This window comes from Paenarthrobacter sp., from assembly GCF_031180005.1.
GTDB lineage: Bacteria > Actinomycetota > Actinomycetes > Actinomycetales > Micrococcaceae > Arthrobacter.
On sequence record NZ_JAPSHI010000001.1, the window covers coordinates 436,702 to 456,967 of the forward strand.

A 20,266-nucleotide genomic window follows, 5' to 3' on the forward strand; every position below is an offset into this window, starting at 1 on the left:
AGAATCAAGTGAAAACACGCCTACTGGGAGGCATCGTAGCGCTGGTCGTGGCCATCGCTGGAACGGTGATGCTCATCATGTACGTTCAGGGCGCGGACAAGCGAGCCCTAGCGAATACAGAAACCGAAGAAGTCTACATAGTTCAAAAACAGATACGAACTGGAACGCCCGCGAATAGTTTTGGGAATGCGGTAGTCAAGAAGGCCATCCCTAAGTCGGCAATTGTAGGCGACAATGTATCCAATCTGGGCGGGTTAGGCGCCAAAGTTGCATCCATCGACTTCATGCCAGGCGAACAGCTTCTCGCTTCTCGGCTCGTGGACGTCAACGTACTGGCAGGACCGGGTCGTGTTCAAGTCCCGGCAGGTCTTCAGGAGTTGACCCTCAAGTTGCCCATCGAGCGCGTTGTCGGTGGCAAGTTGTCGGCCGGCGACACTGTGGGCGTCCTGTTGTCCTTCAAAGCCGACGACAAATCAAACACGCCCGACCAGACGCAGTTGACCTTTCACAAGGTCCTCGTCACAACTGTTCAGGACGCCTCTGGGGCACTTTCCGACGACAACGACGCGACGTCCAACGAAGGCAACAGCACCATGAACGCTAACAAGTCGGCCAGTAAGGGCGGCTACCTCGTGACGTTGGCTCGGTCAGCCGAAGATGTGCAGAAAGTGGTATTTGCGGCTGAATTTGGGACCGTCTATCTCTCAAAGGAACCCGCCGAAGCCACAGAAACCAATCCGGCAGTACTGGACCGAGGAAGTGTTTTCAAATGAGCCGCTTCATTCTCATCACAGCAGACCCGGAGTTTGAACGGAAAGTCCGCGGGGCCACAGCCGGTATGAGCGGAAGCCTTCAATGGTTCCAGGCAGACTATCTCCCCGAAGGGCCAAGGGACATCTTGAGTCAGCTTCTGGGTGAGCCCCCAGAGGTGCTGATCCTAGGACCGGGCCTCAACATAGAGGACTCTCTCAAGCTCGCATCACTTATGGACCTGCAGTTCCCAGAGGTCAGTGTGGTCCTTGCAGCAACACAGACGGCAGAGCTCGTTTTGGGGGCCATGCGTGCCGGCGTTCGAGACATACTCGACCCTTCCACGGACGCGGACGGGATACGCGTGATGGTAGAACGAGCGTGTCTCTCTGCCGCGGGTCGTCGACGCGGCCTCGCTCCCAGCTCAGCTGAAGGTGCACTCAACGGAACCGGCGGCCGCGTCATAGCCGTAATGTCACCAAAGGGGGGCGTGGGTAAGACAACAGTGGCCACCAATTTGGCTGTGGGGCTTGGCCGAATTGCACCAATGGGCGTGGTGATCGTCGATCTGGACCTGCAATTCGGTGATGTAGCCAGCGGTCTGCTGTTGGATCCGGAGCGGACGATTACAGACGCGGTCCTCGGCCCGGCCAGCGAGGATTCAATGGTCCTCAAGACCTACCTGACAGTTCACCCCGCTAGCGTGTATGCCCTATGCGCCCCCCGCAATCCGGTGGAGATGGACAGAATCAGTTCCGCTCACGTGACCCGCCTTCTGGAGCAACTCCGGCATGAATTCCAGTACGTGGTCATTGATACGGCCCCTGGACTCGGCGAACACGTCCTGGCTGCCTTGGAAAACGCCACGGATGCCGTGTGGGTTTGCGGCATGGACATCCCGAGCATTCGTGGACTTCGAACGGGGTTGCAAATCCTCGATGAGTTGCAGCTACTGCCTCAGCATCGCCACGTTGTACTCAACATGGCAGATCACAAGAGCGGCCTTGCGCTGAAGGATGTTGAAGCAACCATTGGCGTTCCCGTGGACGTCGCCATCCCCCGTTCGCGCACCCTTCCGTATTCCACCAACAAGGGCGTTCCGCTGCTGCAGGACGGTACTCGTGATGCCGCAGTCAAGGGTCTTCGACTCCTTGTCGACCGATTCAGGCCCAATTGGGAAGACAGATCACACAAGCAGGTACACAGAAGGGCAGTGGTCCGATGAGTCTCTCCCGCCGAATTGAAAACTTCCAGAATCGGGGAAACGAAATCACCGAAGTCAGTTCCCCTGAGGGCCCTTCTGCCGAGGAAACGGTAACCACGCTTGGCCACATCCAGGAGGCGCGTGCGGCAGCGGCAGCCAACAGTACGCCGCAGACGGTGGAAGATGCACCGTCTACGATTCTTGCCAGTGGCGCGCTCAGCGGCCTCAAGGAACGGGCCGTGGCCGCCCTCTATGACCGTTTGGGGTCCAGGCTTATTGATTCGACGTTGGACGACGTTGAACTTCATCAGTACGTCCGGGATGAACTCCGGATAGTAGTGGATGAGGAACAAGTCCCTCTGAGCACAGCAGAACGGCAACGTCTGACGTTAGAGATCTTGGACGACGTCATGGGACATGGCGCCATTCAACGATTCCTCGATGATCCGGCCGTCACTGAAGTCATGGTGAATCGCTTCGACAGCATCTACGTGGAGCGTGGCGGGCGGCTGTACAAGACTGAAGCGCGATTTGCCTCCGACGAGGCTCTTCGTCGGGTCATTGAACGGATTGTGTCCCGAGTTGGCCGTCGCATTGACGAGTCATCACCTCTCGTTGATGCTCGCTTGTCCGACGGATCACGCGTCAATGCGATCATCCCGCCATTGGCTGTCAATGGGCCTTCTCTGACCATCCGAAAATTCGGCCATGAAGCGCTCACCGTGGCCAAGCTCATTGAGTTCGGCAGTATGTCGCCGGAAATGGCAGAGCTGCTCAGGGCCTGTGTACTGGCGAGGATGAACATTATTGTCTCTGGCGGGACAGGTACCGGCAAGACAACTCTGCTCAACGTTCTCTCGTCGTTCATTCCATCCGACGACAGAATCGTCACCATCGAAGACGCCGTGGAACTCCAGTTGCAGCAGGAGCATGTTGTTCGACTTGAGAGCCGGCCAGCGAATATCGAGGGGACTGGTGAAGTCACCATCCGTGATTTAGTAAGGAACTCGCTGCGCATGCGGCCGGACCGTATCGTCGTAGGCGAGGTTCGTGGTGGCGAGTCCTTGGACATGCTTCAGGCTATGAACACCGGTCACGATGGGTCCATCTCGACTGTTCACGCAAACTCACCCCGCGACGCCATTGCAAGACTCGAAACGCTGGTCCTCATGGCAGGTATGGAGTTGCCACTCCGGGCCATCCGCGAACAAATCGCATCCGCCGTGAACTTGATAGTGCATATCAGCCGTTTACGAGACGGAACCCGCCGCATCACGCATATCACGGAAGTTCAAGGTATGGAGGGGGACATTGTGACCCTCCAAGACTCCTTCGTTTTCGACTACTCTGCAGGGTTGGATGTCAACGGACGGTTCCTCGGGAAAACTATTCCCACCGGCGTTCGTCCTCGGTTTACAGAACGATTCGCGGATCTTGGAATCCCTATTTCTCCAGCAGTCTTCGGCTCTCTCGTCCCTGGTGGGCTTCGATGAACGCCGCATGGAGTTCGCCTTTCGTCCTTATTGGAGGGCTTCTTCTCCTCTACGTAACGTTGGTGCTCTTGGTCATGGTGGTCTTCAAATCACGACGGACTATTGACATCCAACGTAGGCAGCAGCAATCACCTGCTCGCCAGACGGCGCTGACCGTTTTGACGGAATCAACCAAAGGGTTCATCGACTCAAGGCTTACCGTGCGACGCCACGGGCTTCTGTCCCAGGCATCGCTTGACGCTGCAGGGCTGAAGAAGCATGCATCAGACTACGTAGTGATCGCTGGGGTTGTGGCTCTCATCGCAGGAGTAACAGGCGTAGCGCTCGGAGGCCTGATGTTCGGGGTGCTCGTGTGCATAATTGCGGTTCTCGGCCTCTATGCAACCCTTCGGTTACTTACGGCGCGACGCAGAGCCAGGTTCGATGAACAAGTACCCGACACCCTCCAGATGCTAACGGGTGGCATGCGTGCAGGTCATAGCCTATTGCGGGCAATCGATGCGGGTTCAAAGGAAAGTGAGGCTCCGATGTCCGAGGAACTCGGCAGGATCGTGAACGAGACACGCATCGGACGCGATATGGGTGAGTCGCTAAGCGAGGTCGGAGCGCGAACTGCCAGCGAGGACTTCCAATGGATCGCACAAGCCATCGAAATCCACCGGGAAGTCGGAGGCGATCTCGCGGAGGTCCTGGACCACGTCGGCGAAACAATTCGTGACCGAAACCAGATCCGTCGCCAAGTAAGGGCCCTGAGCGCGGAGGGAAGAATCTCTGCCCTTGTCCTTGTAGCCTTACCGGTCATCATGTTCACAGTCTTGTGCTTCATGAACCCGCTGTACGCAGAGACATTCACTTCCACACTGCCGGGCTACTTCATGATCGCCGCCGCTGTGGTCCTGCTCAGTCTCGGATCTTTCTGGCTAAGCATCGTTATCAAGCCGAAGTTTTAGGAGTTGGCCATGAATATCTTCGTCTATGCAGCGATGCTCTGTATCGTCGCCCCGATTTCCTGGATGGTCTGGCTCGCGGTCACCAGTGACAGAGCCGGCTTGCGAAGCATCCGGGCCAATCTTGGCCGGAAGTCTGCTGGTTCAACGAAGCCTGCCTCGTCTGCCCAGTGGATTGCCAACGCTACCCGGCGACTGGCTCCCTTGGGATACGTGGCGTGGCTCGACAAGCAACTCGCTGGAGCCGGCCGCCCGAAGGACTGGCCTCTGGCCAGAATCCTTGTTGTCAAACCCATGATGGCTATGGCTGGTGCTGGCCTAGGCTTGTTGTTGTACATCGGTGACCCCTCCGTCGGAAGATTCGTGCTCGGATTCGGCGCAATGAGCCTTGCCTACTTTGTGCCGGATATCCTCGTCCGGTCCCATGCCCAAAAACGCCGGGACAACATCAAAATGGAGCTCCCCAACACATTGGATCAGATGCTCATATCAGTCCAGGCCGGCTTAGGGTTCGAAGCTTCCATGGCAAGGACAGCGGCAAACGGTTCAGGGCCTCTGGCAGACGAACTGATCCGTACGCTTCAGGACATCCAAGTTGGGCGCAGCCGCAAAGATGCCTACATGGCTCTCGCCGAGCGCGTGGATGTTCCCGACTTGCGGAGCTTCATACGTGCTGTGGTTCAGGCGGACACTTACGGCATCGCAATCGCTAAGGTCCTCCAGACGCAGGCCAAAGAAATGCGGACGAAACGGAGACAACGCGCCGAAGAGCACGCGATGAAGATCCCGGTGAAAATTCTCTTTCCGTTGATCTTCTGCATTTTCCCCACACTGCTCCTGATCGTGATCGGACCTGCGGCTCTGTCCATCGCCCGAATGTTCCAGTAACAGCGTTCTTGGAATACTCCTGATCTTTCTGGGTCCGGCAGTGATCAAGATCATGCAGGCGTTCGGCTGATCTTGATCCGCAGGAAATAGACCGGCCGCACGCGAATCCCAGACCACGGGCGGCCACAACGGCCCCCTTCCGGTACCCAGAGCCGGGAGGGGGTCCTCCCACCCCAGTAGCTTCTTTTGCGCAAGCGAGTACCTGCAGCGGGGGTTCAGGTAGCACTGCTTCCGGAAGTCGAGTACGCCCTACTCGTGCCAAGCATCTAGCCACTCTTCTACACTCCACGTACAGCCTGGGATCCGCCCAACGTCTGCCCACATCAAAGCCTAGGAATGATCATGAAAAGGTCAGAGACGGTCAAGAAGCCGGAGAAGAAACTGAGCGTAGCAGCTGCGTTGGCGTCACTGGTAGCTGCGCCAATCCTCGCGGCGTCACCTGCCGCAGCTGACATCAATGCGGACACCATAGACAAGTCCATTGTGTGGGTCGACAGTGCGTGGAGCGCATCCGTCCAGGTTCCCTTCAAAGACGGCACCACCGAAACGTTCAGGACCACCGTCTACGCGTACTGCACCGGGTGGTTCGTCAGCGACACCGGCCACGTGGCGACTGCCGGCCACTGCGTCGAAGCTGACGATGCGATTCGTACCAGTGTTTATGCGAACGTCATTGACGAGCAGGACTTGACCGGGGTCAAAGCCGAGAACGTCGATTGGCCCATGACGTTGGGAGATCCGTCCATCAAAATTGATCAGCCCTCCGGCATCGAGGGTGGAGTTCTTAGTGGAAAAACTGCCATCACAGCGCAATTGATCGCAAAACAGGGCTTTGAGAAAGGTGACAATGCCCTACTGCGCATAGCAGATATGAAAGATACCCCCGCGTTGTCAATCGGTTCCGAGGCCCCCAAGGTCCGCGAGAAAGTCACTTCCATCGGCTTCCCTGATCTCGTGGGCTCAACTTCGGATGTTGAGCGGCAAAAGCCGTCCTACCGCTCCGGAGCTGTGAGCTCTCGCAGCTATTCAACACAAGGTGTTCCCAGGACCGAAATCGACACTGACATTACCCCCGGGATGTCCGGAGGGCCTTCGGTCAATGAGGATGGGCAGGTCATTGGCATCAATTCCGCCTACGTGTATCAAGGTGCCGGACAGGCCAACTACATCACCGACACTCAAACGCTCCGTGACTTCCTGACAGCCAACGGAGTCAAATTGGTTGAGTCTGCGCCGCAGTCCGCTGCTCCTGCGGCTGCTATTGAGAACCCGACTGCAGTCACATCCAGCGGACCTGAGATTCCGCTGTGGATGATCGTGACACTGATAGGCCTCGTACTCGCACTTGCCGTCATGGCAGTCTTCCTGACGCGGGCAATGCGCAAGCAACCACGGCCAGCCTCTGCAGCTGCCGTGCCCGCCGGCACACAGCTGCCCTGGGTACAAGAACCACATCGCCCCGAGGATGGACCGCGTCGTGAAGACGGCCAACCCCTATAGATCATCGACAGGAAAGCTACTCCCGCCGCGCCCGCGTCAGCTCGGCACGTGCCAGCAACTCGCTATCGGACGGGTAGGCAACTTCCTCCAAAACCAGCGGATGCGGTGCTGCCAGGACCGATTTAGCGTCACGCTGACGCTCCAGCAACCTTTTGTGCATCCACGCCGAATTTTCCAGTCCCTCCCCCACTCGCAAGGCGGAACCTACCAAGGACCGCACCATGTTGTGGCAGAACGCATCAGCCTGCACGGTGGCAACAATGACATCGTCGTTTCCACGAGCAAAAGAGAACTGCTGCAGCTCGCGGATGGTTGTGGCTCCCTCGCGGGGTTTGCAGTAAGAACGGAAATCCTGGAGACCCAACAACGAACGAGCCCCCTCGTTCATCAGCGAAACGTCCAAAGGCGCCTTGTGCCACAAGGTAATGCCCCGCAGCACCGGATCCCAGCGTTCAGGACCGTCGGCAATACGGTAACTGTACCTTCGCCACAACGCTGAAAAGCGGGCGTCGAACCCTTCCGGCGCCAGACCGGCGTCGTGTACCTCCACTGCACCGGTGAGGTCACCGAGAATCCGGCTCAGTGCGCCACGGAGGCGACGCAAGAGCGCGACGCCGGGATCAAGTTCGTGCCCACGCGGCAGTGACAGCCACTCGGCTTCGCTCAGGTCCAGGTGAACCACCTGGCCCCGGGCGTGGACCCCGGCGTCGGTCCTGCCGGCAACCGTCACGCGGATTGGGCGCTGCAGCAAGAGCGCAAGAGCCTCCTCAAGGGAGCCTTGCACAGTCCGGAGACCAGGCTGCAGGGCCCACCCATTGAAAGGGCCGCCGTCGTACGAAAGATCAAGCCGGACACGCAAAAACCCGCCGCCCCCCAAAACGGGGGCAGCGGGTTTTCGTTCGTTCATAGACTTAAGTCTACTGTGAAGAATTCAGTGAATTACTTCTTGTCCTCAGCGGCCGGAGCCTCTTCGGTCTCAGCAGCTTCAGCTTCAGCAGCTTCTGCCTCAGCGGCCGGAGCCTCTTCGGTCTCAGCAGCTTCGGTCTCAACGGCTTCGGTCTCAACGACCTCTTCCTCGGCAGCCGGAGCAGCCTTGGCAGCGGCTGCGGTTGCTTCAGCAACAACGGCCTGCTTCGGGGAGACCGGCTCGAGAACGAGCTCGATGACAGCCATGGGAGCGTTGTCGCCCTTGCGGTTGCCGATCTTGGTGATGCGGGTGTAGCCACCATCGCGGTTAGCAACGGCGCCGGCGATGTCGGTGAACAGCTCGTGGACAACGCCCTTGTCGCTGATCAGGCCGAGAACGCGGCGGCGGGAAGCGAGGTCGCCACGCTTGGCGAAGGTGACCAGACGCTCTGCGTACGGCTTAAGGCGCTTGGCCTTGGTGACCGTGGTGGTGATGCGCTTGTGCTCAAAAAGAGCAGCTGCCAGGTTCGCGAGCATCAGGCGCTCGTGAGCCGGGCCGCCTCCGAGGCGCGGACCCTTAGTGGGGGTAGGCATAGTTATTTCTCCTGTTATGTAAGCCGGTCAGGTCCATCGCTGGACCCGGCGGCCAAGATCTGCTGTTTAGAGCTCGTCGTCGCTGAACGCGGCGTCGTCCTCTTCGATGGCTGCGGCGCGGGCTGCGAGATCGAAACCGGGAGGGGAGTCCTTGAGGGACAGACCCAGTTCGACGAGCTTTGCCTTGACCTCGTCAATGGACTTCGCACCGAAGTTACGAATGTCCATCAGGTCAGCCTCGGAGCGGGCAACGAGTTCACCCACGGTGTGGATGCCCTCACGCTTGAGGCAGTTGTAGGAACGGACGGTGAGGTCCAGATCCTCGATCGGCAGAGCCATGTCCGCTGCCATGGCAGCGTCCGTCGGCGACGGGCCAATCTCGATACCTTCAGCTGCGGTGTTCAGCTCACGAGCCAGACCGAACAGTTCCACCAAGGTGGTGCCTGCGGAAGCAACAGCATCGCGCGGGGCGATGGCCTGCTTGGTCTCGACGTCGACAATGAGCTTGTCGAAGTCGGTGCGCTGCTCAACACGGGTAGCTTCCACGCGGAAAGTTACCTTCATGACCGGCGAGTAGATCGAGTCAACCGGAATACGGCCGATCTCGGAGTCGCCGGACTTGTTCTGAGCTGCCGAAACGTAGCCACGGCCGCGCTCGATGGTCAGTTCGAGTTCGAACCTGCCCTTCGAGTTCAGAGTGGCAATGTGCAGATCCGGGTTGTGGAATTCGACGCCGGCCGGCGGAGCGATGTCCGCAGCGGTGACGACTCCGGGGCCCTGCTTGCGCAGGTAAGCAACAACCGGCTCATCGTGCTCGGAGGAAACCGAGAGGCTCTTGATGTTCAGGATGATCTCAGTGACATCTTCCTTGACACCCGGAACCGTGGTGAACTCGTGCAGCACGCCATCGATCCGGATGCTGGTTACAGCAGCACCGGGGATGGAGGAGAGCAGGGTACGGCGGAGGGAGTTTCCGAGGGTGTAGCCGAAGCCCGGCTCCAGCGGTTCAATGATGAAACGGGAGCGGTTCTCGGATACAACTTCTTCAGACAGGGTGGGGCGCTGTGCAATGAGCACTTAGGTTTCCTTTCGGCGAGCATCCGCTATATGACGCAACACAGGTGGTGGAAATCGGCTTCGGTTTCCAGCCTGACCAGCCGGGCCATGCTGATGGATGAGAAATCATCCATAGCAGGCCCGGCCAGTCAGGCGGGGAAGACCTAATTAGACGCGGCGGCGCTTCGGCGGGCGGCAACCGTTGTGGGCGCTGGGGGTGACGTCCTGGATGGAGCCAACCTCGAGGCCAGCGGCCTGAAGCGAACGGATTGCGGTTTCGCGTCCGGATCCCGGGCCCTTGACGAATACGTCAACCTTGCGCAGACCGTGCTCCTGAGCGCGCTTTGCAGCAGCTTCGGCAGCCATCTGGGCAGCGAACGGGGTGGACTTACGGGAGCCCTTGAAGCCAACCTCACCGGCGGAAGCCCATGAGATTACAGCACCGTTCGGGTCCGTGATGGACACGATGGTGTTGTTAAAGGTGCTCTTGATGTGCGCCTGGCCAAGCGCGATATTCTTCTTATCCTTGCGACGCGGCTTACGAACCGCTCCACGAGTCTTCGGGGGCATTGTTTCTCCTACAGAAAGTTATCGGGGGAAAACCGGATCAATCCCGAGGGATTAACGTCCGGCCTTCTTCTTGCCGGCGACGGTGCGCTTCGGGCCCTTGCGGGTACGAGCGTTGGTCTTCGTACGCTGTCCGCGTACGGGCAGGCCCTTGCGGTGGCGCAGGCCTTCGTAGCTGCCGATCTCTACCTTGCGGCGGATGTCAGCGGCTACCTCGCGGCGAAGGTCACCCTCAACCTTGTAGTTGCCTTCAATGTAGTCACGCAGCTGGACCAGCTCGGCGTCAGTCAGGTCCTTGACGCGAACGTCAGCGCTGATGCCGGTGGCAGCCAGGGTTTCGTGTGCACGGGTCTTGCCCACGCCGTAGATGTAAGTAAGCGCAATTTCCAACCGCTTTTCGCGGGGAATGTCTACGCCAGCGAGACGAGCCATAGTGGCAGTACTCCTTGAATAAACCGGAGGTCGTAGGCAGTACACCCACACGTTCAGTGCGGCCCCAGCCTCCGACCGGGGGTTCGCTGACCAGGCTCTGTATTGCAGTCCTGGCACAGCTTGTGCTGCCTTTATTTACTTGCGTGGGCTAGCAGCCCAGGTTTGTCCTTGCGGACGCTGATTCCCGAAGGGGGAATTAGCCCTGGCGCTGCTTGTGGCGCGGGTTCTCGCAGATCACCATGACCCGGCCGTTACGGCGGATCACTTTGCACTTGTCGCAGATCTGCTTGACGCTCGGCTTGACCTTCATGGCGTTCCTTTGCGTGTTTTGCAGTTGATCTGCTGGAGCGGCTCAGGCACTATTGCCTTGCCGCCCAGCAATTTACTTGTAGCGGTAGACGATACGACCACGTGTGAGGTCGTATGGGCTCAGCTCCACCACTACCCGGTCCTCGGGGAGGATTCGAATGTAGTGCTGTCGCATCTTCCCAGAGATGTGTGCGAGAACGACGTGCTTATTGGTGAGCTCAACACGAAACATCGCATTGGGCAGCGCCTCAGTCACAACGCCCTCGATCTCAATGACCCCGTCCTTCTTGGCCATATCCTCCGCTAACTGTTGTTTGCCGCCGTCCTCCAGTTAGGCACCGAAGATCCAGCGGACGTTTTTTGTTTGCTTGGCCCTCTTGGAACCACGACACTAAAAAGGGCGTGGCTGCACAGACAACCAACAAATAACTCTACGCCAATGAGGCCGGAAAGTTAAATCCGTCTATGGTAGCGCACCTACCTCCAGCCGTCACTCCCCCACTGGCTGATAGGCGGGGAAGTCACCCGCCGCCGTCGAGACGCTTTCGGCGGCCAGGACGCCGTCGAGTATCGCCAGCCGAACAGCTTCCGCCGCGGCGCTTTGGAGCGTTATCAGCGACACTTGCCGCGCCTGTTCGGTGCTGCGGTCAAGCCCGACGCCGCCAGTCGCCAAGGCGAACACGGTGTCACCGTCCGCCAAAGTATGGGACGGGTCCAAAGCCCTGGCCAGCCCGGCATGCCCGGCGGAAGCAGTCCGCTTACATTCCGCCGGGTCCAGAACAGCATTCGTCGCGATCACCACCAACGTTGTGTTGAGCCCCTGCGGCGGGGCCGGAACCCGGCCGCGCGCGTCTAAGGGAGGAACGACCGAGCGCGCAGAGGGTTGCGGCCCCGCCGCCCGGAAGACAGGCGCCCCCATCGCGTTCACCACCGCAATGGCTCCAACGATCACCCCGCCATCGAGAGTGATGGACGACGTGCCAATGCCGCCCTTGTATTGCCCGCGCGCCACCACGGCCCCGGTCCCGGCACCCACGTTTCCACGCACGACGGCGGCGTGGTCGCCTGAGGCGAAAGCTGCGGCAGCTGCCTGGTAGCCCATGTTGGCGTCGGGTCGCGCTTTGACGTCGCCACCGCGCCCGAGGTCGAAGATGGCGGCCGCCGGCACGATCGGCACCACAGTCCCGGGAACAGCAAACCCTCGTCCCTGCTCCTCACACCACAGCTGGGCCCCGATAGCCGAAGCCAACCCAAAGGCACTTCCCCCGGTCAGCACCACGGCGTCCACAGTGGAAACCAACGTGGTCGGATCCAGGGCATCGGTCTCATGAGTGCCCGGACCGCCGCCGCGCACATCCACAGACCCCACAGTCCCCGCAGGAGGAAGCACCACAGTAACCCCGGTCAACCACCTCTCCCCTACCCTCTGCACATGCCCAACCCGTATGCCGGCAACATCGGTGATCGAATTCATGGCTCCATTCTCCACCTGGACCGGCGCCCAACGCTGCGGGCGGGCTGGGCCCCGGCAGCGCGCGTCTAAGGGAGGCACGACCGAGCGCGCAGAGGGGCTCAGTCCGCCCGCAGGGCAAGGACCAATGGAAAGTGGGAGCCGAGCCCCGAATTCGAACACCGGAGCAACGCCGCGTAAACGGTTCTGGAAGTGTTAGACAACTATCGCTACGGGGCACCCTTTTCGACGTGCCCAGGTCCTCCGGTGTGGTGAGCTAGGCCTGTCTTCGCCGCCCCGGGTTCGGGAGCTGGCGCCCCACATTGGCCCGAAACCGTTAGTGACCCATGACTGCCCCATTGATTCACAACAGCAGCGCGCCTGCAGACAGGCCGGCCACCAAGCCGCCTGTTGTTCCCGCAATTGCAACCAAGGCCACCCCCGAACGGCGGCGCTGGTCCGGCCGGGGCCGCAAGGACTTTCTGGTGTTCCTTGCCATGGCCCTGCCGAATCTCGTGCTGATCGGCACGTTTACGTACTGGCCGCTGATCAACAACATCTACTACTCCACGTTGGATTGGACGCTCGGTTCGGCTTCGGCAACGGTGGTTGGACTGCAGAACTACATCACGTTCTTCACCAGTGAGGACGCGTCCAAGGTCCTTGGGACCACGGCCATCTTCACGCTGGTAACGGTGGGCGGTTCGATGGTCCTCGGCCTGTTGGTTGCCCTTGCTTTGAACTCCAAGGTCCGCGGCACCACGTTCGCCCGTTCCGCCGTGTTCGCGCCCTATGTGCTGTCAGGGGTGGGTGTTGGCTTGGTGTGGCTGTTTATTTTTGATCCCGGCTACGGAGTACTCTCCTGGGTCCTGCGTGGCCTTGGACAACAGAGCCCGCAGTGGATCAACGATCCCCAGCTCTCGTTGGTGATGGTCATGATTGTGTACGTCTGGAAGAACCTGGGCTACTGCGCCGTGGTTTATCTGGCTGGCCTGCAGTCTTTGCCCCGGGACGTGATGGAAGCTGCGGCGTTGGACGGCGCCAACAGCGTGCGGAGGTTCTTCAACATCTCAATGCCGCTGCTCTCCCCCACCACCTTCTTCCTGTTGATCACCACCATGCTCAGCTCGCTGCAGGCTTTCGACCTTATCCGCATCATGACGCCACTTGGCAACGGCACCAGCACGCTCATCTACGAGGCGTACTTGCAGGCGTTCGGCGCCTACAACAGGGCCGGCTATTCTGCCGCGATCTCGGTAATCCTTTTCGCGATCCTGCTGATCATTACGGTTCTTCAACTTCGGTTCGTTGAGCGAAAGGTCCACTATTCATGAGCGCGCCCGCACCCGCCGTCGTCGTTGATTCCCCACAAGAGTTCCCCCGAAAGCCCAGCCCGAACGAGACACTCCTCCCCTTCTCCAGGGCCAATCTCCTCCGGACCGTCGCAACCGGGTATGTGCCACTGATCACCGCAACGCTTGTGGTGTTCCTGCCGTTGCTCTGGATGTTGTTAAGTTCCTTCAAGCAACCGGGTGAGATCGTCACCATGGATCTAAAGATCCTGCCGGAGTCCTTGAACCTGGAGAACTACGCCACGGCCATGACTACGGTTCCGTTCGCGCAGTTCTTCGCCAACAGCTTGATGGTTACGGTGGTGGGTTCCTCCATCAAGGTCATCCTGGCGATCCTCACCGGTTACGCGCTGGTTTTTGTGCGCTTCCCGTTCAAGAACGTGATCTTCGTGCTGATCCTGGTGGCACTCATGGTTCCGGCGCAGGTATCCATCCTGCCCAACTACATCCTGATCGCCGGCATGGGCGGGAAGAACACTTTGTGGGGCATCATCCTTCCAGGATTGGGGACGGCATTCGGTACCTTCCTGCTGCGACAACACTTCCTGACCCTGCCGCCGTCGATCCTTGAAGCTGCTGAAATTGACGGTGCGGGCCACTGGCGCCGGCTGTGGCAGATCATCGTGCCTGTCTCGGTGCCATCGATCGCGACTGTGGCGCTGGTGACCGTGGTCAGCGAGTGGAACGACTACATCTGGCCCCTTATCATCACCGACCGCCCTGAAACCATGACGCTCCCCGTGGGCCTGACCCTGCTGCAGAACTCTGAGGGCAACGGTGCCGGATGGGGAATTCTCATGGCCGGAGCGGTACTGGTGATAGTCCCCATCTTGCTGGTGTTCGCAGCACTCCAGCGCTACATCGTTGCCGGCCTGACCCAAGGCAGTGTCACCGGCTGAGTTTCTCCAACCGCACCATTCGCATCGAAGTAAGCTATTGAGAGGAAGCACCATGCGCACCAACCTTGACCGCCGACATTTCCTGGGACTGGCAGGCCTCGGCGCCGGAGCTGCGGCCCTCGCCGCATGCGGCGGACCGTCGACGGCGGGTACGGCAGACGCCGTCGACACCGCATCGATCGACTTCAGCGGTGTAAAGCCCGCAGCCTCCATCGACTTCTGGACCAACCACCCGGGCAAGTCACAGGACGTGGAGAAGGCGATTATCGAAAAGTTCCACGCCAAGTTCCCTGACATCAAGGTCAACTTGGTGACGGCGGGCGCCAACTACGAAGAGATCGCCCAGAAGTTCCAGACGTCCCAGGCGGCCAAGACGGGCTTGCCGGGTTTGGTAGTACTTTCGGACGTCTGGTGGTTCCGCTACTACTCAAACGGCAGCATCATTCCAATCGACGGATTGGTGAAGCAACTGGACATCAAAATCGAGGACTTCCAGAAGTCGCTGGTGGACGACTACAAATACGAGGACAAGCAGTGGGCGCTCCCCTACGGCCGATCCACACCGCTGTTCTACTACAACAAGGACCACTTCAAGGCCGCAGGACTTCCGGACCGGGCGCCTGCCACATGGCAAGAGTTCGCAGAGTGGGCGCCGAAACTCAAGGCCGCCTCAGGTGCCCAGTATGCCTACATCTACCCCGCCCTGGCCGGGTACGCAGGCTGGACCCTTCAGAACAACCTCTGGGGCTGGGGCGGAAGCTGGTCAAAGGACTGGGACATCACTTGCGATTCCCCTCAATCCGTGGCCGCACTGCAGTGGGCGCAGGACTCCATCTACAAAGACGGCTGGGCAGGCGTCTCGTCCAAGGAAGCTGCTGATGACTTCGCCGCCGGGATCACCTCGTCCACTATTTCTTCAACAGGGTCATTGCTTGGCGTCCTGAAGGCGGCAAAGTTCAACGTGGGTGTCGGTTTCCTGCCCGGTGGCCCGGAGGCCCCAAGCGGCGTCTGCCCCACGGGCGGCGCGGGCCTGGGCATCCCCAGCGGCATCAGCAAGGAAGCGCAGTTGGCAGCGGCGACGTTCCTCAAGTTCATGACTGAACCTGAGAACACTGCCGCCTTCTCGGCCGCCACCGGCTACATGCCCACCAGGCTCTCAGCTGACATGACAGCGGTTCTTGCGGCAACGCCACAGATCAAGACCGCCATGGATCAACTCACCGCCACCAGGGTTCAGGACAACGCCCGCGTGTTCTTGCCGGGCGCTGACCAGGAGATGGCGAAATCGGCGGCCAAGATCCTGACGCAACAAGGTGACGTCCAAACAACGATGACCGAGCTCAAGAAGACCCTCGAGGGCATCTACACCAAGGATGTAAAGCCCAAACTGAAGGCATAACTGCTTTCCTGGATATGCGAAGAGCTGGGCTACTTGAGTAGCCCAGCTCTTCCTTTGCACGTGTTACGGGATGGGAACAGGCACGACGCCGAGCGGTGCCAACTGCTCGGCGCCCCCATCCGGGGCGGACAGGACCCAGATGCCCTTTTCGTGGACAGCGACCGAATGCTCCCACTGGCAGGAACGCTTACCGTCCGTGGTGACGACGGTCCAGTCGTCGTCGAGGGTGGCAGTCTCGATGCCGCCGCGAACCAGCATGGGTTCAATGGCCAAGCACAGGCCGGGCCGGATTTTGGGGCCGCGGTGGCTGGTCCGGTAGTTCAGAACGTCCGGGGCCATGTGCATCTCCGAGCCAATGCCGTGGCCCACGTAATCCTCCAGGATGCCCAACGGCTTCCCGGGGACGGATGACACGTAATCGTCGATCGCGTTTCCTATGTCTCCTACAAACTTGCCTTGGGCGAGGGCTGCGATGCCCCGCCACATGGCTGCTTCGGTTACATCGGAAAGACGCTGGTCTTCCGGATCACCGTTGCCAACAATGACGGTCCTGGCAGAGTCGGAGTGCCAGCCGTCAACGATGCAGCCGCCGTCGATGGAAATGATGTCGCCGTCGTTGAGAATCCTGCCGCCCGGGATGCCATGGACCACTTCCTCATTGACCGAGGTGCAGATAGTGGCCGGGAAGCCGTGATAACCAAGAAAGTTCGACTTTGCTCCGGCATCGTTGAGGACTGCGGCGAAGACGTCGTCCAGGTCCTTGGTGGTGACGCCCGGCTTGGCCGCCGCAACGGCAGCGTCGAGTGCACGGCTCAGGACAAGGCCTGCCTGGTGCATGGTGCGCATTTGGTCGTTGGTTTTGTATTCAATGCGGGGCTGACCGAACGCCATGATCTCCTCTGGAAGGTTTGCTGTAGAGGCCGATCAGGCCTCATGCTGCAACCATTTTCCCGTACCCGGGAGCGTGGCTGAAATTGAAAAGCAGTGTGGAAAAGAAAAAGAGTGCGTCCCGCACTCACGGTACGGGACACACCCTTCGCTCCAGCGCCGTTTTACCGGCTATGTGGAGAACCAGCTAAACGGCCTTGGCCGACTCGATGGCCGTCAGCACACGGTCGGTAACTTCGTCGATACCGCCGATGCCATCAACCTGCGTGAGGATGCCACGCTCGGCGTATTTGGCCACAACTGCCTCGGTCTGCTCGTGGTAGAGATCCAGGCGGTGCCGGATGACGGTCTCATTGTCATCCGAACGGCCCGTTTCCTTGGCGCGGCCAAGAAGACGGCTTACCAGTTCTTCGTCATCGGCCGTCAGCTGGAGCACGACGTCGAGCTCCTGCTCACCTTCAGCGAGGATCTGGTCCAGGTAGTCCACCTGCGCGGTGGTGCGCGGGTAGCCATCCAGGAGGAAGCCGTTTTCGACATCGCTCTGGCTCAGGCGGTCGCGAACCATGTTGTTCGTGACGCTGTCCGGAACAAAGTCGCCGGCGTCCATGTACTTCTTGGCTTCGATACCCAAAGGGGTTTCGCCCTTTACATTGGCACGGAAGATGTCGCCGGTGGAGATGGCGACTACGCCGAGGCGCTCGGAAATCCGCTCAGCCTGCGTACCCTTACCCGAACCGGGAGGTCCAATGATCAGCATTCTCGTCATCGCAAAAGCCCTTCGTAGTGACGTTGTTGTAGCTGCGCATCAATCTGCTTGACGGTCTCCAGGCCAACACCCACCATGATCAGGATTGACGTGCCACCGAACGGGAAGTTCTGGTTGGCGTTGATCAGGACGAGTGCAACCAAAGGAATCAACGCCACGAAGCCCAGGTAAAGGGCTCCAGGCAAAGTGATCCTGGAAAGCACGTACTGCAGGTAGTCCGCGGTCGGTTTACCCGCCCGGATGCCCGGAATAAACCCGCCGTACTTCTTCATGTTGTCCGACACTTCTTCAGGGTTGAAGGTGATGGCCACGTAGAAGTAGGTGAAGAACACAATCATGGCGAAATACAGCGCCATGTAGATGGGGTGGTCGCCACGGGTGAGGTTGTTGTTGATCCACTCAACCCACGGGGCCATCTGCTCCCCTGGAGCCGGCTGGTTGAACTGTGAAATCAGCCCGGGCAGGTAGAGCATGGAGGACGCGAAGATGACAGGCACGACGCCGGCCATGTTCACCTTGATGGGGATGTAGGTGCTGGTGCCACCCACAGTGCGGCGTCCGATCATACGCTTGGCGTACTGAACGGGAACGCGACGCTGGGATTGCTCCACGAAGACCACGAGGGCCACCGTCAGCAAGCCGACGGCCAAGACCATGAAGAAGGTGCCCGGGCCCTTCGACTCCCAGATGGAGCCCAGCGAACCGGGGAAGCTTGCAGCGATGGACGTGAAGATCAGCAGCGACATGCCATTGCCCACACCCTTTTCCGTGACCAGCTCGCCCATCCACATGATGAGGCCGGTGCCGGCCGTCAACGTGATGATGATGAGGATGGTGGTCATGATGCTCTCATCAGGAATGATGGGCAGGTTGCAGCCGGGCAGCAACTGGCCGGACCGGGCGAGCGACACCAACGTGGTGGCGTTCAGCAGTCCGAGAGCGATGGTGAGGTACCGGGTGTACTGCGTCAACTTTGACTGACCGGAGGAGCCCTCTTCGTAGAGCTGCTGGAACCGGGGAATGACCACCCTTAGCAGCTGCACGATGATGCTCGCCGTGATGTAGGGCATGATGCCCAAGGCAAACACTGAAACCTGCAGCAACGCGCCGCCGCTGAACAAGTTCACCAGCTGGTAGATGCCCTGCGAGGTGTCACCGGTGTTCAAGCATTGCTGGACATTCTGGTAGTTCACACCAGGCGAGGGGATAAAAGCTCCCAAGCGGAAGATTGTGATGATTCCCAGCGTGAACAACAACTTGCGTCGCAAATCAGGCGTCCGAAACGCCCGGCCGAATGCGCTTAGCAAGCGTCCTCCTGAGTAGAAAGTACAAGGATGTGGATGGGATCAATGAAACCCAACAACCGAGTCTAACCGCTTGTGACGCCGTCGGAATAATCGAGAGTCCACAATCACGCAAAAAATCCCGGTATACAGGGCCGAAGCCCCGCATACCGGGATCCTTTTACAACGGGCATTTGCCCCACTGGCTCTTAGAGGGCAGTGGTGCTTCCGCCTGCTGCAGCAATCTTTTCCGCAGCGCTGGAAGAGAATGCGTGGGCGGTGACGTCAACCTTTACGGTGATGTCGCCGGTGCCCAGCACCTTGACGGGCTGGTTCTTGCGAACGGCACCCTTCTCAACCAGGGACTCGACGGTGACAGCGCCACCTTCCGGGAACAGCTCGTTGAGCTTCTCCAGGTTAACAACCTGGAACTCAACCCGGAACGGGTTCTTGAAGCCGCGCAGCTTCGGCAGGCGCATGTGCAGCGGCAGCTGGCCGCCGGCAAAGCCAGCCTTTACCTGGTAGCGGGCCTTCGTACCCTTGGTACCGCGACCAGCGGTCTTACCCTTGGAGCCTTCACCACGACCAACACGGGTCTTGGCGGTCTTGGCACCCGGGGCGGGGCGCAGGTGGTGGACCTTCAGAGCGTGCTGCTTCTCAGCAGTCTCTTCGGCGGTCTTGTTCTCTGCCATTACTTCGCCTCCTCTACATTCACGAGGTGCGGAACCGTGTTCAGCATTCCAACGGTCACAGCGTCAGCGTTACGGACAACGGTGTGTCCGATGCGCTTCAGGCCGAGGGACCGAAGGGTGGCCTTCTGGTTCTGCTTGGCGCCAATGACGCCCTTGATCTGGGTGATCTCCAACTTGGCGTCGGAGGGAGTCAGGTTCTTAGCCATGACTAAACACCTGCCTTCTGGTTCTGGAGCGCGCGCACCAGAGCAGCAGGAGCAACCTCGTCCAGCGGCAGGCCACGGCGGGCAGCCACGGAAGCGGGCTCTTCGAGCTGCTTCAGAGCGGCAACAGTCGCGTGAACGATGTTGATCGCGTTTGAGGAACCGAGCGACTTGGAGAGGATGTCGTGGATACCCACGCACTCCAATACCGCGCGGACCGGACCACCGGCGATAACACCGGTACCGGCGGAAGCCGGACGCAGCAGGACTACACCTGCAGCGGCCTCACCCTGCACACGGTGCGGGATGGTGCTGCCAACGCGGGGAACGCGGAAGAAGGACTTCTTGGCCTCTTCAACGCCCTTTGCGATAGCCGCGGGAACTTCCTTGGCCTTGCCGTAGCCGACGCCGACCATACCGTTGCCGTCACCGACGACGACGAGAGCGGTGAAGCTGAAGCGACGACCACCCTTGACGACCTTGGCAACGCGGTTGATGGTGACAACGCGCTCTACGAACTGGCTCTTCTCAGCCTCACGACCGCCGTCGCGGCCACCACGGCCACCACGGTCGCCGCGGCCCTGGCCACGGTCGCCGCGCTCGCCACGACGTCCGCCGCGGCGGTCATCGGTAGCGGGTGCGGTCTCAGTTGCTTCAGCAGCTACAGCTTCAGTCACCTGGGTGTCCT

23 protein-coding genes are annotated in these 20,266 nt (G+C 59.9%); 9 read left to right on the forward strand and 14 right to left on the reverse strand.

Annotation, left to right across the window (positions count from 1 at the left end):
* The first annotated feature begins 8 nt into the window (after window positions 1–8).
* The 6 genes from RIF72_RS01985 (at window position 9) to RIF72_RS02010 (ending at window position 6,782) form a co-directional block, all read left to right on the forward strand.
* The gene (locus RIF72_RS01985; RefSeq protein WP_309073206.1) at window positions 9–773 is read left to right on the forward strand and encodes an RcpC/CpaB family pilus assembly protein; all 765 of its coding nucleotides are present in this window, start codon (window positions 9–11) and stop codon (window positions 771–773) included.
* Window positions 770–1,975: an AAA family ATPase gene (locus RIF72_RS01990; RefSeq protein WP_309073207.1), complete on the forward strand. Its 1,206-nt coding sequence runs from the start codon at window positions 770–772 to the stop codon at window positions 1,973–1,975. The genes RIF72_RS01985 and RIF72_RS01990 overlap by 4 nt, the downstream gene beginning before the upstream one ends.
* Window positions 1,972–3,447 (forward strand): CpaF family protein, encoded by a 1,476-nt coding sequence (locus RIF72_RS01995; protein WP_309073208.1) that lies wholly within the window; start codon window positions 1,972–1,974, stop codon window positions 3,445–3,447. Before RIF72_RS01990 ends, RIF72_RS01995 begins: the two co-directional genes overlap by 4 nt.
* Complete coding sequence (locus RIF72_RS02000; protein ID WP_309073209.1) at window positions 3,444–4,397, forward strand: type II secretion system F family protein; 954 nt, start codon at window positions 3,444–3,446, stop codon at window positions 4,395–4,397. The genes RIF72_RS01995 and RIF72_RS02000 overlap by 4 nt, the downstream gene beginning before the upstream one ends.
* A gap of 9 nt (window positions 4,398–4,406) precedes the next feature.
* On the forward strand, window positions 4,407–5,282 hold the full coding sequence (locus tag RIF72_RS02005; protein WP_309073210.1) for a type II secretion system F family protein: 876 nt from the start codon (window positions 4,407–4,409) through the stop codon (window positions 5,280–5,282).
* A 342-nt stretch (window positions 5,283–5,624) separates the two neighbouring features.
* Window positions 5,625–6,782, forward strand: a complete 1,158-nt coding sequence (locus tag RIF72_RS02010; protein WP_309073211.1) for a serine protease — start codon at window positions 5,625–5,627, stop codon at window positions 6,780–6,782.
* A gap of 16 nt (window positions 6,783–6,798) precedes the next feature.
* Here RIF72_RS02010 and RIF72_RS02015 read toward each other — a convergent pair whose 3' ends face one another.
* From RIF72_RS02015 to RIF72_RS02050, 8 genes are all read right to left on the reverse strand, one after another.
* Window positions 6,799–7,689 (reverse strand): tRNA pseudouridine synthase A, encoded by an 891-nt coding sequence (locus RIF72_RS02015; protein ID WP_309073212.1) that lies wholly within the window; start codon window positions 7,687–7,689, stop codon window positions 6,799–6,801.
* Between the two features lie 32 nt (window positions 7,690–7,721).
* Complete coding sequence (gene rplQ / locus RIF72_RS02020) at window positions 7,722–8,282, reverse strand: 50S ribosomal protein L17 (RefSeq protein ID WP_024817574.1); 561 nt, start codon at window positions 8,280–8,282, stop codon at window positions 7,722–7,724.
* A 66-nt stretch (window positions 8,283–8,348) separates the two neighbouring features.
* Window positions 8,349–9,359, reverse strand: coding sequence for a DNA-directed RNA polymerase subunit alpha (locus tag RIF72_RS02025; protein WP_309073213.1), 1,011 nt, complete (start codon window positions 9,357–9,359; stop codon window positions 8,349–8,351).
* 147 nt (window positions 9,360–9,506) lie between these two features.
* Window positions 9,507–9,908, reverse strand: coding sequence for a 30S ribosomal protein S11 (rpsK, locus tag RIF72_RS02030; protein ID WP_014922380.1), 402 nt, complete (start codon window positions 9,906–9,908; stop codon window positions 9,507–9,509).
* A gap of 51 nt (window positions 9,909–9,959) precedes the next feature.
* Complete coding sequence (rpsM, locus tag RIF72_RS02035) at window positions 9,960–10,337, reverse strand: 30S ribosomal protein S13 (RefSeq protein ID WP_011775569.1); 378 nt, start codon at window positions 10,335–10,337, stop codon at window positions 9,960–9,962.
* Window positions 10,338–10,533: 196 nt separating this feature from the next.
* Window positions 10,534–10,647: a 50S ribosomal protein L36 gene (rpmJ, locus tag RIF72_RS02040; protein WP_011775570.1), complete on the reverse strand. Its 114-nt coding sequence runs from the start codon at window positions 10,645–10,647 to the stop codon at window positions 10,534–10,536.
* 72 nt (window positions 10,648–10,719) lie between these two features.
* Window positions 10,720–10,941 carry a translation initiation factor IF-1 gene (infA, locus tag RIF72_RS02045; protein ID WP_011775571.1) on the reverse strand — a complete coding sequence of 74 codons (222 nt, stop codon included), beginning with the start codon at window positions 10,939–10,941 and terminating at the stop codon, window positions 10,720–10,722.
* A 195-nt stretch (window positions 10,942–11,136) separates the two neighbouring features.
* Window positions 11,137–12,120, reverse strand: a complete 984-nt coding sequence (locus RIF72_RS02050) for a P1 family peptidase (RefSeq protein ID WP_309073214.1) — start codon at window positions 12,118–12,120, stop codon at window positions 11,137–11,139.
* A gap of 323 nt (window positions 12,121–12,443) precedes the next feature.
* Here RIF72_RS02050 and RIF72_RS02055 point away from each other — a divergent pair, with 323 nt between their 5' ends.
* Genes RIF72_RS02055 through RIF72_RS02065 form a run of 3 tightly spaced genes read left to right on the forward strand, consistent with a single transcriptional unit; the run spans window position 12,444 to window position 15,746 of the window.
* The gene (locus RIF72_RS02055; protein ID WP_309073215.1) at window positions 12,444–13,430 is read left to right on the forward strand and encodes a sugar ABC transporter permease; all 987 of its coding nucleotides are present in this window, start codon (window positions 12,444–12,446) and stop codon (window positions 13,428–13,430) included.
* On the forward strand, window positions 13,427–14,347 hold the full coding sequence (locus RIF72_RS02060; protein WP_309073216.1) for a carbohydrate ABC transporter permease: 921 nt from the start codon (window positions 13,427–13,429) through the stop codon (window positions 14,345–14,347). The genes RIF72_RS02055 and RIF72_RS02060 overlap by 4 nt, the downstream gene beginning before the upstream one ends.
* A 52-nt stretch (window positions 14,348–14,399) precedes the next feature.
* A complete protein-coding gene (locus RIF72_RS02065) occupies window positions 14,400–15,746 on the forward strand; it encodes an ABC transporter substrate-binding protein (protein WP_309073217.1) in 1,347 nt (448 codons plus the stop codon).
* A gap of 63 nt (window positions 15,747–15,809) precedes the next feature.
* On the opposite strand, the gene map is transcribed toward RIF72_RS02065, so the two are convergent.
* The 6 genes from map to rpsE form a co-directional block, all read right to left on the reverse strand.
* Window positions 15,810–16,637 carry a type I methionyl aminopeptidase gene (gene map, locus RIF72_RS02070; protein WP_309073218.1) on the reverse strand — a complete coding sequence of 276 codons (828 nt, stop codon included), beginning with the start codon at window positions 16,635–16,637 and terminating at the stop codon, window positions 15,810–15,812.
* 184 nt (window positions 16,638–16,821) lie between these two features.
* Complete coding sequence (locus tag RIF72_RS02075; RefSeq protein WP_309073243.1) at window positions 16,822–17,391, reverse strand: adenylate kinase; 570 nt, start codon at window positions 17,389–17,391, stop codon at window positions 16,822–16,824.
* Between the two features lie 5 nt (window positions 17,392–17,396).
* Complete coding sequence (secY, locus tag RIF72_RS02080; RefSeq protein ID WP_017200273.1) at window positions 17,397–18,707, reverse strand: preprotein translocase subunit SecY; 1,311 nt, start codon at window positions 18,705–18,707, stop codon at window positions 17,397–17,399.
* A 185-nt stretch (window positions 18,708–18,892) separates the two neighbouring features.
* Window positions 18,893–19,375, reverse strand: a complete 483-nt coding sequence (rplO, locus tag RIF72_RS02085) for a 50S ribosomal protein L15 (protein ID WP_105690090.1) — start codon at window positions 19,373–19,375, stop codon at window positions 18,893–18,895.
* Window positions 19,375–19,581: a 50S ribosomal protein L30 gene (gene rpmD, locus RIF72_RS02090; RefSeq protein ID WP_011775580.1), complete on the reverse strand. Its 207-nt coding sequence runs from the start codon at window positions 19,579–19,581 to the stop codon at window positions 19,375–19,377. Before rpmD ends, rplO begins: the two co-directional genes overlap by 1 nt.
* A gap of 2 nt (window positions 19,582–19,583) precedes the next feature.
* On the reverse strand, window positions 19,584–20,255 hold the full coding sequence (gene rpsE / locus RIF72_RS02095) for a 30S ribosomal protein S5 (RefSeq protein WP_011775581.1): 672 nt from the start codon (window positions 20,253–20,255) through the stop codon (window positions 19,584–19,586).
* Window positions 20,256–20,266: the final 11 nt, after the last annotated feature.

Excerpts from the sequence above, each read along its gene's own strand:
- RIF72_RS02000 (WP_309073209.1), top strand. The coding sequence starts at position 3,444 with ATGAACGCCGCATGGAGTTCGCCTTTCGTCCTTATTGGAGGGCTTCTT.
- RIF72_RS01990 (WP_309073207.1), top strand. The coding sequence starts at position 770 with ATGAGCCGCTTCATTCTCATCACAGCAGACCCGGAGTTTGAACGGAAA.
- infA (WP_011775571.1), bottom strand. The coding sequence starts at position 10,941 with ATGGCCAAGAAGGACGGGGTCATTGAGATCGAGGGCGTTGTGACTGAG.
- rpsK (WP_014922380.1), bottom strand. The coding sequence starts at position 9,908 with ATGCCCCCGAAGACTCGTGGAGCGGTTCGTAAGCCGCGTCGCAAGGAT.
- rpmJ (WP_011775570.1), bottom strand. The coding sequence starts at position 10,647 with ATGAAGGTCAAGCCGAGCGTCAAGCAGATCTGCGACAAGTGCAAAGTG.
- RIF72_RS02055 (WP_309073215.1), top strand. The coding sequence starts at position 12,444 with ATGACTGCCCCATTGATTCACAACAGCAGCGCGCCTGCAGACAGGCCG.
- rpmD (WP_011775580.1), bottom strand. The coding sequence starts at position 19,581 with ATGGCTAAGAACCTGACTCCCTCCGACGCCAAGTTGGAGATCACCCAG.
- RIF72_RS02075 (WP_309073243.1), bottom strand. The coding sequence starts at position 17,391 with ATGCTGATCATTGGACCTCCCGGTTCGGGTAAGGGTACGCAGGCTGAG.
- RIF72_RS02015 (WP_309073212.1), bottom strand. The coding sequence starts at position 7,689 with ATGAACGAACGAAAACCCGCTGCCCCCGTTTTGGGGGGCGGCGGGTTT.
- map (WP_309073218.1), bottom strand. The coding sequence starts at position 16,637 with ATGGCGTTCGGTCAGCCCCGCATTGAATACAAAACCAACGACCAAATG.
- RIF72_RS02005 (WP_309073210.1), top strand. The coding sequence starts at position 4,407 with ATGAATATCTTCGTCTATGCAGCGATGCTCTGTATCGTCGCCCCGATT.
- RIF72_RS02050 (WP_309073214.1), bottom strand. The coding sequence starts at position 12,120 with ATGAATTCGATCACCGATGTTGCCGGCATACGGGTTGGGCATGTGCAG.
- RIF72_RS02010 (WP_309073211.1), top strand. The coding sequence starts at position 5,625 with ATGAAAAGGTCAGAGACGGTCAAGAAGCCGGAGAAGAAACTGAGCGTA.
- RIF72_RS02065 (WP_309073217.1), top strand. The coding sequence starts at position 14,400 with ATGCGCACCAACCTTGACCGCCGACATTTCCTGGGACTGGCAGGCCTC.
- RIF72_RS02060 (WP_309073216.1), top strand. The coding sequence starts at position 13,427 with ATGAGCGCGCCCGCACCCGCCGTCGTCGTTGATTCCCCACAAGAGTTC.
- rplO (WP_105690090.1), bottom strand. The coding sequence starts at position 19,375 with ATGGCAGAGAACAAGACCGCCGAAGAGACTGCTGAGAAGCAGCACGCT.
- rplQ (WP_024817574.1), bottom strand. The coding sequence starts at position 8,282 with ATGCCTACCCCCACTAAGGGTCCGCGCCTCGGAGGCGGCCCGGCTCAC.
- RIF72_RS01995 (WP_309073208.1), top strand. The coding sequence starts at position 1,972 with ATGAGTCTCTCCCGCCGAATTGAAAACTTCCAGAATCGGGGAAACGAA.
- rpsM (WP_011775569.1), bottom strand. The coding sequence starts at position 10,337 with ATGGCTCGTCTCGCTGGCGTAGACATTCCCCGCGAAAAGCGGTTGGAA.